Genomic DNA, 10,871 nt, shown 5'->3' on the forward strand with positions numbered 1-10,871 from the left:
CTCATCGCTACGTCTCTCCTTGTAGCATGAGCAGATTTTAACTGGGTCGATACATGGGCGCGCAGGGGCTGGCGATCGCGCTGGTGCTCGGTTGCGGCGTCATGGTGCTGGTGCTGATGACCGGCACCCAGCGCGCGCTGACCGAGACGCGGGACGCCTATTATGAGCGCCACCGCTTCGCCGAGGTCTTCGCCACCGCCACGCGCGCGCCGCTGGGACTGATGGAGCGGATCCGGGCCATCGACGGTGTCGCGCTGGCCGAGCCGCGCGTGACGCTCGATGTCACGCTGGATCTGGAGGGCCTGCCCGAACCCGCCACGGCACGTGTCCTGTCGCTGCCCGAGGCGGGGCTGCCCATCCTGAACCTGCCGGTGCTGCGGCGGGGGCGCCTGCCCGATCCGCTGCGCCCCGAGGAGGTGCTGATCTCGGAACCCTTCGCCGAGGCGAACGGGCTTCAGCCGGGCGACGATTTCGGTGCAATCCTGAACGGGCAGTGGCGCCGGCTGACCGTGGCGGGACATGTCCTCTCGCCCGAGTTCGTCTACACTCTCGCGCCCGGCACGCTGATGCCGGACGACCGCCGCTTCGGGCTGATCTGGATGAACGGCGATGCCGCCGCCGCGGCCGCCGATCTCGACGGCGCGTTCAACGAGGTGACGCTGACCCTTGCCCGCGGTGCGAGCGAGGCGGCGGTAATCGCGGCGCTCGACCGGCTGCTTGCGCCTTACGGCGGCAGCGGGGCGCATGGCCGCGACCGGCAGGTCTCGCACGCCTTTCTGAGCAGCGAACTCGAGCAGTTGCGCGCCATGGCGGTGATCCTGCCGCCGATCTTCCTCGCCGTCTCGGCCTTCCTCGTGAACATGGTGCTGGCGCGGCTGATCGCGCTGGAACGGGCGCAGATCGGGCTTCTGAAGGCGATCGGCTATCCGACGTCCGTCCTCGCCGCGCATTACCTGAAGCTCGCGCTCGGGATCGGGCTTGCCGGCGTGCTGATCGGCTGGGCTGCGGGAGGCTGGCTCGGGCAGGCGCTGACCCGGCTTTACGGCGACTACTTCCGCTTTCCCTTCCTGATCTTCGTGCCGGGAGGCGGGGCCTTCGCGCTTTCGGGCCTGCTGGGGCTGGGCGCGGTGGCCTTGGGTGCGCTGCGCCCGGTGCTGGCGGCGGCCCGCCTTCCGCCCGCCGTCGCCATGGCGCCGCCCGCCCCGCCGTTGTTTCGGCAGGGCTGGTTCGACCGGCTGGGCCGAGCCGCGGGGCTGCGCCAGACCACGATGATGATCCTGCGCGCGCTGCTGCGCTGGCCGGGGCGGGCGGCGCTGACGCTTGCGGGTCTTGCCGCGGCGGTGGCGGTGCTGGTGGCCTCGTTCTTCACCTTCGATGCGACCGACCTGATGGTGGAGGAGCTTTTCGGCCGGGCGAACCGGCAGGACGTGACGCTGACGCTGACCGAGGCGCGGAACGCCTCCGTGGTGCAGGACGCGGCCCATCTGCCGGGCGTCCTGCGGGCCGAGGGCTCCTTCGGCCTGCCGGTGCGACTGCACCACGGACCCCGCTCGCGCGTGGTGGCCCTCCGGGCGGCAGCGCCCAAGGTGCGGCTCGCGCGGCTCGTCGATGACCGCGGCCGCGTGGTGGAGGTGCCGGGCGAGGGGCTGGTCGTTCCCCGCTCGCTCGCCGATCTTCTGCGGATCTCCCCCGGCGACCGGGTGACGCTCGAGCTGCTCGCGCGCCCGCGCGAGAGCTGGGAGGTGCCGGTGGCGGCGGTCATCGGCCAGACGATGGGGCAGGATGTCCACATGGCCGAAGCCGCCCTCTTTGCCCGCTTGCGACAGGTGCCGCAGGTGGACCGGATCGATCTGGCCGTCGATCCCGCCGCGATGCCCGACCTGCTCGCGCAGGTCAAGCAGGTGCCGGCGGTGGCGGGCTTCGTGCTCTGGACCACCGCCCGGCAGCAGTTCGAGGAGACCCTGTCGCGGAACGTCCGCATCATGACGGCGATCTACACGCTTCTCGGCGTGCTGATCGCAGTCGGCGTGGTCTACAATGCCGCCCGGATCCGGCTGTCGGAGCGCGCGCAGGAACTGGCGAGCCTGCGCGTTCTCGGCTTCTCGCGCGCGGAGGTGGGCTATGTGCTGGTGGGCGAACTCATGCTGCTGGCGGTGCTGGCGATCCCGCCGGGATGGCTCTGCGGCTATGGCCTTGCGGCGCTGATGGCTCAGGGCTTCTCGACCGATGTCGTCAGCCTGCCGCTGGTGATCGAGCGCCGGACCTACGCGCTTGCCGCGCTGATCGTGCTGGCCTCGGCGCTCGGCTCGGCCTTCGCGGTGCGGCGGCGGCTTGACCGGATGGATCTTGTGGCGGCGCTGAAGGCGCGGGAGTAGGCGATGGCGCGCGGCAGGATCCTCATCGGTCTTTTCGCGGCGGCGCTGGTCGTGGGGCTGGTCGCCGCCCTTCGCCCCGACCCCGTTCCGGTGGATCTGGCCGAGGTGACCCTCGGGCCGATGGAGGTGACGGTCGAGGCCGAGGGCATCACCCGCGTCCGCGACCCCTACGCGGTCACGGCACCCCTGACCGGCACCACCGCGCGCTCGCCGGTCGAGGTGGGCGACAGGGTCGTGGCGGGCGAGACGGTGGTCGCGATCCTGCAACCGGCCGAGCCGGCCTTTCTCGACATCCGCGCCCGCCGGCAGGCCGAGGCCGCGGTTGCCGAGGCCGAAGCCTCGGTGAGGGTGGCCGAAGCGAACCTCGCCGCCGCCCGAACCGAACTGTCCTTTGCCGAGGCACAGGAGGCGCGGCACCGGACGCTTGCCGACCGCGGAATCGTCTCGCACGAGATGCTGGAGCAGAGCGCGCAGCGGCTGGAAACCGCGCGGAGCGCCGATCTCTCGGCGCAGTCGGAGCTGGAGCTGCGCCGGGCGACGCTGGAACGGATGCGGGCGCAGCTTCTCGGGCCGGGCAATGCGGCCGCACAGGGCGGCGAGGACTGCTGCATCGAGATCCGGGCGCCACAGGGCGGCACCGTGCTTGCGGTGGCAAGCCTCTGGCCGCGGCTGGTGCTGGCGGGTGGCCCGCTCCTGACCATCGGCGATCTGGCCGATCTGGAGATCGAGGTGGACCTGCTGTCGTCGGACGCGGTGCAGGTGCGCCCGGGGATGCCCGCGCGCATCGACGGCTGGGGAGGCAGCGAGGTGCTCGAGGCCCGCGTGCGCGAGATCGAGCCCGCAGCCTTCACCCGCGTCTCGGCCTTGGGGATCGAGGAACAGCGGGTGCGCCTGAGGCTCGACATCCTGACCCCGGCCGCGCAAAGGCCCGGCCTCGGCGACCGCTTCCGCGTCTTCGTGCAGGTGGTGGTCTGGTCCGGCGCGGAGGTGCTGCAGCTGCCGCAGGGTGCGCTCTTCCGTCACGGCGCTGGCTGGGCGGTGTTCCGCGAGGAGGCGGGGCGGGCCGTGCTGACACCCGTCGCGGTCGGCCGGCGCGGAACCGACACGGTTGAGGTTCTCGGCGGCATCGCAGACGGCGCGCGGGTCGTGCTCTATGCCGGCAACCGGCTCGCCGAGGCGGTCCGGATCGCGCCGCGCGACGCCCCTTGACCCATTGCGGCGGGGTGTCGCAGCCCCTCCCAACCCGTGCGTTTCGGCGACGGCCTCGGGCGCCACGACCGTTTCACCTGCATCGAGCCGCCGGAGCCGTCGCTGCCGTCGGTTGACCGCCCCTCCGGGGCCACATGCAGGAGCCAGTCATGTCCTCAGTTCTGGGACGCTACGCCACGCCGTTCATCACGGGTCTCTTCCTTGTTTCGCTGATCTCCGGTATCGCGCTTTTCTTTCACATCGGCCCGGGCGGCTTTCATGGAATGCACGAATGGCTGAGCATGGTGCTCATCCTGCCCTTCGCCCTGCATCTCTGGAAGAACTGGCGCGGCTTCCTGAACCAGTTCCGCCGGCGGCCGATGGGGATCGCGTTGGCCGCCTCGGCGCTGGCCGGGGCGCTGTTCCTGCTGCCGCTCGGCTCGGGTGAGGCGGGTGGCCCGCCGCCGCTGGCCTTCTCGCACAAGATCCTCGCCAATTCCGCCTCGGAACTGGCGCCGCTCCTGGGCACGACGCCCGAGGATGTGGTCGCCCGCCTGACCGCCGCCGGCATACCGGTGACCGACGCCTCGCAGCCGCTTGTCGATGCCATCCAGGCGTCCGGAAAGCCCGAGATGCAGGCCATCGCCGCGCTCGCCCGCCCCTGAGGCGCGTGGGCCGGCGCGCGCGGTTGCGCCGCCACATGAGCCAAAGACCGCGGCGCGACGGACCCGGACCCTGACGGTGCGCGCCGGCCGGTCGCGCGATTTCCGTGCAGGTTCAGTCTGGTGTCAGCTTGCCCGTTCAGCAGGAGCGGATCGGGCAAGAGGTCTCTCAGATGTTCCAATTCCAGCTGCGCGCGGGCAAGGCGCAGGCCCCCTTCGATGAGCCTGCGGGCGCGCTTCCCTCGGCCTTCCAGGTCAACCTCGCGGTGGCGGGCTTCCTTCTCATCGCGGACAACGCCACCTTCTGGCGGCGCAGCCTCGACATCTTCGGGGCGGGTCCACAGCTTCTCGTCTTCGGCGCGGCGATCGCGGCGCTCACCTTCTTCATTGTCGCGCTTTTCTCGATGGGGCCCTTGCGGCGGCCGATGCTGGCGGCGCTCCTGATCCTCGGTGCGGCGACCGGATGGTTCCAGGACCGGCTGGGCGTCACCCTTGATCGCGACATGATCGAGAACGTCGTCACCACCACCGTCGCCGAGGGCCGCCATCTCGTCACGCCGGGCTTCCTGATCCATCTTCTGGCCTTCGGCCTTCTGCCCGCCCTCGCCGTGCTGTGCCTGCCGGTGCGCGACAGGGGGTGGAGCGGGCTGATGCGCTCTGCGCTGACGGCCTCTCTGGCGCTGGCGCTCGGTGCGGGGCTGATCCTGAGCGATTTCAAGACCTTCTCGGCCGCCCTACGCGAACACAGGGAGCTGGTTTCGGCCTGGCAACCCGCGATGCCGATCGGCTCGGCCCTCCGCTACGCAAAACTTGCGCTGCGGACGCGCGACGTGGCGGTGGCGCCGCTCGGGCTCGATGCGCGCAAGGGTCCGCTGCTCGCGGCGGCAGGCAAGCCCGTGCTGACCGTGCTCGTGGTGGGCGAGACGGCGCGGGCGCAGAACTGGGGGCTGAACGGCTACGCCCGCGACACGACCCCGGACCTGCGCCGCCGCGGCGTCGTCAACTTCCCCGCGGTCGAAAGCTGCGGCACCGCCACGGCGGTCTCGATGCCCTGCATGTTCTCGGTCCTGCCGCGCCGCGGCTACAGCCAGGAGAAGGGCCTTGGGACCGAAAACCTGCTCGACGTGCTGGCCCATGCCGGTATCGCGGTCGAATGGTGGGACAACAACACCGGCGACAAGCAGATCGCGGCGAGGGTCGCCTCGGCCCGCCTGCCCGAGGTCCGCGACGCCTGCGCCGAGGGCGAATGCACCGACGCGGCCTTCCTGCCGCTGCTCGACCGAACGCTGGCCACGATGAACCGCGACACGGTCCTTGTCCTGCACCAGATCGGCAGCCACGGGCCGGCCTATCACCTGCGCTATCCGCGCGCGTTCGAGCGCTTTGCGCCCGCCTGTCACAGCGCCGAATTCTCGCGCTGCACCGATGACGAGATCCGCAACGCCTATGACAACTCGATCGCCTTCACCGATCATGTGCTGGCCGCGATGATCGACCGGATGGCGGAGCAGGAGCGGGTGATCCCGGCGCTGGTCTATGTCTCGGACCACGGCGAGTCGCTGGGCGAGAACGGGCTTTACCTGCATGGCGCGCCGCGTTTCATGGCGCCCGAGACGCAGACGCGCGTGCCGATGGTGCTGTGGCTGTCGGCCCCCTTCCGCGCCGCGATGACGCTGGATGAGGGGTGCCTGCGCGACCGCGCGGCGGAGCCGGCAAGCCACGACAACCTGTTCCATTCGCTGCTCGGGCTGATGGACATCCGCACCACTGCGCGGGACGCGGCGCTTGACCGCGTCTCGGCCTGCCGCACGTCCTGAGGAGGGCACCCATGACCGACCATGTCGATCTGCCCCGTCCGCCGCGGGCCGAGGGGGCGTCTCACCTGCTGGCCTCGGCTCGGCACTCGCTGGGTGGGCTGCGGCGTCTCGCGCGCGAGACGGCCTTTCGCCACGAGATGTTCGCCGGCGCCGCGGGCCTCGCGCTGCTGCTGGCGGCACGGGAGAGCCTTGCCGAGGTTCTTGGCGCGGTGATCCTGTTCCTGCTTCTGCTGGCGGCCGAGGCGCTGAACACGGCGATCGAGGTGATCGTGGACCATCTTGCCCCCGGCTGGGCCGAGTTCGCCCGCGACGCCAAGGATCTCGGCTCGCTCGCCGTCCTCTGCCTGATCGGCGCGAACGCGGCCTTCCTCGCCTATGCGCTGGCCGGCTGAGGCGGGATCGCCCGTGCCTCGAAGCCGTCGGCGCGGCCCGGCGCGGGCGAGAGCAGCTCGAGCCGCCAGCCTGCGCCCTTCGCGATCCCGGCCGCGATGGCAAGGCCAAGGCCAGAGCCCTCGCGCAGGCTGGTGCCCCGCTGGAAGCGCAGGGTGATCCGGTCAAGCAGGTCCGGCGGGACCGGCGGCCCGCCATTCGTCACGCGAAGCCCGCCTGCCCCCAGCTCCACCTCGACCGGCCCCGCTCCATGCAAGAGCGCGTTTTCCACAAGGTTCCGCGCGAGGATCGCGAAGGCGTCCGGGTCCATCCGCGCGGCAAGCGGGCGGATGTCGCAGCACAGCCGTTGGCCGTCGGACCCGTGCCGCGCATCCTCGACCACAAAGCCCAGGATCGGTGCCAGATCCTGCGGCGCCTCGCCCAGCACGCCCGCGCCCTCGGCCCGCGACAGCTCCAGCAGCTTTTCGGACAGCCGGGCGAGGCGCTTGAGTTCCTGTTCAAGCCGCGCCGCGCGGGGCCGGAGCGCCTCGGGCGCCTCGGCGATTAGGCGCTGCGCCTGCGCCAACGCCGCGGCGATCGGGGTGCGCAATTCGTGCGCCGCATTGGCGGTGAAGCTCCGCTCGGTCGCCAGCGCCCGGCCGAGGCGCGCCATCAGCCGGTCCACCGCATCGCGCAGCGGCAGCAGCTCGACCTGCAGCGCCTCTGTGGCCAGCGGCCGCAGGTCGGTCTCGTCCCGGCCCTGCACCTCGCGCGAGAGATCGCCAAGCCGCGCCAGACCTGCCCGCGTCCGCCACGCGACCAGCGCCAGCGTCAGCGGCAAAAGCAGCAGAAGCGGCGCCGCGAAGGTCACCAGCGTCTCGCGCACCGCCTCGCGCCGGTTCGAAAGCGGCTCGGCGATGGCAAGCGTCCAGCGCCCCGTCCGGTCCGAGACCGCATAGTGCCGGTGGCCGCCACTGGTCGAGAACCCGGCAGGCGTCGGGTTGGCGAAGGTCGAAGGCCGGGCATCCTGCGACCACAGAAGCACCGTGCCCGCGCGGTCACGCACCACCCAGGTCAGGTTCTCGGAATGCTCGCCGGCGCGTGCGATGCGCCGCGGCTCGGGCCCCGCCCGGCCGGGATCGCCGGCGAGCGCCAGCGGCAGCAGGCGCTCGGCGGTTTCCTGCAGCGCGCTGTCGAAGGTCTCGTCCAACTCCTCGCGCACCACCCAGCCGGCGCCCAGCGTCGCCAGCGTCCAGGTCAGCACGATCCCCGCCGCAAGGCTCAGCGACAGGTCGCGGCCCAGGCTGCGCGGGCGGCTCATTCGCGCACCAGCCGGTAGCCCATGCCGCGCTGCGTCTCGATCCGGTCGCGGCCGAGCTTCTTGCGCAGGCGGCTGACATAGACCTCGATCGTGTTGCTTTCGACTTCGGCGTCGAAGGCATAGAGCGTGTCTTCCAGCTGGCTTTTCGGGACGACCACGCCGGGCCGGCGCAGCAGCGTCTCGAAGATGGCCCATTCGCGCTGGCTTAGGGTGATCTCGCCCTCGGGGCCGTCGATCCGCCGGTCCGCGACATCGACCTGCAACGGACCGATCGACAGGCGCGGGCTGGGATTTCCGGCGTAGCGGCGCGAGACCGCGCCGATCCGCGCCGCGAGTTCGGTCAGGTCGAAGGGCTTGACCATGTAGTCGTCCGCGCCCGCGTTCAGCCCCGCGATGCGCTCCGTCACCCGGTCGCGGGCGGTCAGAATGATCACAGGCATGGCATGACGCCGCCCCCGCAGACCGCGCAGGAAGTCGAGCCCGCTGCCGTCCGGCAGATTCAGGTCGAGCAGGACGAGATCGTAGACCGCGGTGGCCATCGCCGCCGCCGCATCGCCTACGCCGGTCATCCAGTCGGCGGCATGGCCTTCGGCTGCGATCTGGTCGCGGATCGCGCTGCCGAGGCCTGGGTCGTCTTCAACAAGCAGGATGCGCATGGGTCTCCCTCCGGGGCGTCCTTCCTGCGCCGGGGCAGGCAGCGGGTCAAGTGTGGGTCGCTTGGCCCTGCCGCCGGCTTCGAGTGGTCATTGACCCCGCGCATCGCACATCTCGCCCGACCGGTCCAGGATGGTCCGGAGGAGGAATTGCCATGTCCATCCAAACCTCGTCGCTTGCAAAGCGCTGTTCCTGGCGCGCCGCCGCCGTCTTCACCATCGCCCTTTAGTCCGGGCTGATGCTCGGCCCGGGGCTCGTGCTCGTCGCGGCACCGAGCGGGCGGATCGCGAGACATCGCCTGGAGGCTCTGGGGCCTCGACCGCAGCGGCTGGGAGATGCTGCATCTTGTCGGTTCGGTCCTCTACGTCGCCGTCGCGCTCTGGCATCTGCTTCTGCATGTGAGCGTGGTGAAGAACCTTGTGTGGAACGCCGCGGCACATTCCGTGAGCCACCGGCGCGAGGCGCTCGTCGCCGGCGCCCTTGTCGCTCTGGTCGCGACTCTTGCGGTGCTCGACCTGCCGCCGGCGAGCTGGCTCGGCGATCTGACGGAATTCATGCGGCGCGATTTCTGGTAGGCAGCAGCTTGCGCGCGCCGCAGGACCGGCCGTGACGCCAGGCCGTCAGGTGCCGTGGATCCCGGTCCGGCGCAATTCCGCGACGGCCGCACTGGTTCCCGGCGATCTGACGTCACTCCCCGCGTTTGCGGCCGGTGATCATGGCGCGCACGAGGTTCTCGCGGTGCTGGAGCCCGGCCAGCAGCACGCCCGCCACATGCAGCGCCACCAGCGCGACGGTGGCATTGGCCAGTGTCTCGTGCAGGTCTTCGATCCATTCTGCGCCCCAGAGCGCGTCCGTGGTCATGGCCCAGCCCGAGGCGGCGGTGGCCGCCACCGATGCCAGCAGCGCAAGCACCATGGCCCCTCCCGCGGGATTGTGGCCGAGGTAGCGCCGTGGATGGCCGCGGGCGATCTCGGCAAGGTAGCCGAGCACGCGCGCCGGGCGGGCCACGAAATGGGCAAGGCGCGCGTGGCGGGGGCCGAGAAAGCCCCAGGCGAGGCGGAAGAGGACGAGCGCGAGAACGAGGTAACCCACCGCCTCGTGGCTGTCGGTCCCCGCCTCGGCGAGCATCTCCCAGCCGATGCTCGCGGCGAGGGTCCAGTGGAAGATCCGGTCAGCCGGATCCCATACCGTGACCTCGCGCGCCCTATGCGGGCGCGATTCGCCATCTTCACGGCGTCACTTCGTCTTGACGAGGTCGCCGCTCACCGGGTCGAAATAGGCCTCGACGCGCGTGCCGTCCTTCATGCCTTTCACTTCCCAGCAGCCGTCTTCCTCCTTGACGCCCTTGATCTCGTAGCCCTGGCCCGTCGCCAGCGTGGTGATCTGCTCCTTCGTCATCCACTGTTCCTTCGGATGATCGGTGCAGATGTCGGCGGCGAGGACGGGGGCTGCGGCCAGCAGGGCCGCTCCGAAGAACAGGATCTTGCGCATGTGATGTCCTTTGCGAGGCAGTTTCGGATTGTGCGAAGGGCAGATGCCCTCCGGTAGCGAGTGTCGGTGGTGGTGGGCGCCTCCGCCATCACCGCCAACGATGTCGGACTAGTGGCCGAACCTGACAGCAACCTGTCGGCGGAAGTGAAATGGCGCCTCCCTCCGCCGGGTGCCGCCGGAGGCGCGTGCGGGTCAGGGTTGCGGCCGGTTGATGAACTCCTGAAGGCTGAGCGTGCCCGAGCCGTCGGTGCCGAGGACGCCGAACTTCGCCTCATTGCGGGACTGCATCATCGTCATCCATGCCCGGTTCTGCGCCGCGCCGGGGCCCATGCGCACCTACATGAACTCCTCTTCGGTCACGGCACCATCGCCGTCGCCGTCCGTGGCCGCGAAGATCGTGGCGAATTCCTCATCCGTGCGGGGCAACCGAAGGACCGGCATTCCTGACCCCGCACCGCGGCCCATTCCGGCCCCGTTGCCGGTCTGAGCGATGGCCGAGGGTGCCAAGCGGTGCGTGACCAGAAGCACCGGAATGATTGGATGAACCTTCATGATGGTCTCCTTCCTTGGATCGCGGGCGCGCTGCGCTTCGGAGCCTTCCGGCTGGACCCCGGCGCCTCGCGCAGCCGTGCGACCGGCGGCTCGGGGCTGGGCCTTGGCATCGTGCGCGAACTGGCCCGCGCGAACGGGTGGCGCCTGATGCTGATCAACCGGCAGGGCGGCGGCCTCGAGGTCTGGCTGGAGCTGGACCGCGCCGACGGCTGATCCCGCGGGCTCTCGATCCGGCTGCCGGCCCGTCCCGCCTTCGCCCCGTCAATTCCCGCGTCCCGGACAGGCGGGGCAGGCGGTTCTTCCGGAGGAACAGGGAGCGTCGCACCAACTCAGCGTGCAGGTGGCGCAGGGGCTTTCGGTGCGGGAGGCGCCCCTCTCGGGGATGCCCGCCGCGAGGTGTGCCGCGGCGGGCAGACGGGGGGCGGAGGCGTTCCGGGGCACG

The 10,871-nt window shown here is 70.9% G+C and carries 12 protein-coding genes and 1 pseudogene; 7 read left to right on the top strand and 6 right to left on the bottom strand.

Annotation, left to right across the window (positions count from 1 at the left end; all coding sequences use genetic code 11):
• Positions 1-53 precede the first annotated feature (53 nt).
• From FG154_RS19435 to FG154_RS19455, 5 genes are all read left to right on the top strand, one after another.
• Positions 54-2,375, top strand: coding sequence for an ABC transporter permease (locus tag FG154_RS19435; RefSeq protein WP_145111527.1), 2,322 nt, complete (start codon positions 54-56; stop codon positions 2,373-2,375).
• A 3-nt stretch (positions 2,376-2,378) separates the two neighbouring features.
• A complete protein-coding gene (locus FG154_RS19440; protein WP_145111530.1) occupies positions 2,379-3,584 on the top strand; it encodes an efflux RND transporter periplasmic adaptor subunit in 1,206 nt (401 codons plus the stop codon).
• A gap of 149 nt (positions 3,585-3,733) precedes the next feature.
• Complete coding sequence (locus FG154_RS19445; protein WP_145111533.1) at positions 3,734-4,228, top strand: DUF4405 domain-containing protein; 495 nt, start codon at positions 3,734-3,736, stop codon at positions 4,226-4,228.
• 170 nt (positions 4,229-4,398) lie between these two features.
• A complete protein-coding gene (locus tag FG154_RS19450; protein WP_145111536.1) occupies positions 4,399-6,042 on the top strand; it encodes a phosphoethanolamine transferase in 1,644 nt (547 codons plus the stop codon).
• Positions 6,043-6,053: 11 nt separating this feature from the next.
• On the top strand, positions 6,054-6,434 hold the full coding sequence (locus FG154_RS19455; RefSeq protein WP_145111539.1) for a diacylglycerol kinase: 381 nt from the start codon (positions 6,054-6,056) through the stop codon (positions 6,432-6,434).
• Here the strand turns inward: FG154_RS19455 and FG154_RS19460 are convergent.
• Both FG154_RS19460 and FG154_RS19465 read right to left on the bottom strand, forming a co-directional pair.
• A complete protein-coding gene (locus tag FG154_RS19460) occupies positions 6,416-7,732 on the bottom strand; it encodes a sensor histidine kinase (RefSeq protein ID WP_145111542.1) in 1,317 nt (438 codons plus the stop codon). The two genes, FG154_RS19455 and FG154_RS19460, sit on opposite strands and share 19 nt — an antisense overlap.
• A complete protein-coding gene (locus FG154_RS19465; protein WP_145111545.1) occupies positions 7,729-8,388 on the bottom strand; it encodes a response regulator transcription factor in 660 nt (219 codons plus the stop codon). The genes FG154_RS19460 and FG154_RS19465 overlap by 4 nt, the downstream gene beginning before the upstream one ends.
• A 333-nt stretch (positions 8,389-8,721) precedes the next feature.
• On the opposite strand from FG154_RS19465, the gene FG154_RS21610 reads away from it, so the two are divergent.
• Complete coding sequence (locus FG154_RS21610) at positions 8,722-8,961, top strand: hypothetical protein (RefSeq protein WP_246100471.1); 240 nt, start codon at positions 8,722-8,724, stop codon at positions 8,959-8,961.
• A gap of 112 nt (positions 8,962-9,073) precedes the next feature.
• Here the strand turns inward: FG154_RS21610 and FG154_RS19475 are convergent.
• The 4 genes and pseudogenes from FG154_RS19475 to FG154_RS19485 all read right to left on the bottom strand — a co-directional run.
• A pseudogene (locus tag FG154_RS19475) lies at positions 9,074-9,592 on the bottom strand (cytochrome b/b6 domain-containing protein); the annotation flags it as partial.
• Between the two features lie 30 nt (positions 9,593-9,622).
• Positions 9,623-9,877: a PepSY domain-containing protein gene (locus tag FG154_RS19480; protein WP_145111552.1), complete on the bottom strand. Its 255-nt coding sequence runs from the start codon at positions 9,875-9,877 to the stop codon at positions 9,623-9,625.
• Positions 9,878-10,069: 192 nt separating this feature from the next.
• Positions 10,070-10,213: a hypothetical protein gene (locus FG154_RS21135; protein ID WP_186312457.1), complete on the bottom strand. Its 144-nt coding sequence runs from the start codon at positions 10,211-10,213 to the stop codon at positions 10,070-10,072.
• Positions 10,214-10,429, bottom strand: coding sequence for an EF-hand domain-containing protein (locus FG154_RS19485; protein ID WP_145111555.1), 216 nt, complete (start codon positions 10,427-10,429; stop codon positions 10,214-10,216).
• Between FG154_RS19485 and FG154_RS19490 the strand changes: the two genes are divergently transcribed.
• Positions 10,418-10,642 (top strand): ATP-binding protein, encoded by a 225-nt coding sequence (locus tag FG154_RS19490; RefSeq protein ID WP_145111558.1) that lies wholly within the window; start codon positions 10,418-10,420, stop codon positions 10,640-10,642. The two genes, FG154_RS19485 and FG154_RS19490, sit on opposite strands and share 12 nt — an antisense overlap.
• Positions 10,643-10,871 lie beyond the last annotated feature (229 nt).

The sequence above is a fragment of the Cereibacter sediminicola genome (assembly GCF_007668225.1).
Taxonomy (GTDB): domain Bacteria; phylum Pseudomonadota; class Alphaproteobacteria; order Rhodobacterales; family Rhodobacteraceae; genus Cereibacter_A; species Cereibacter_A azotoformans.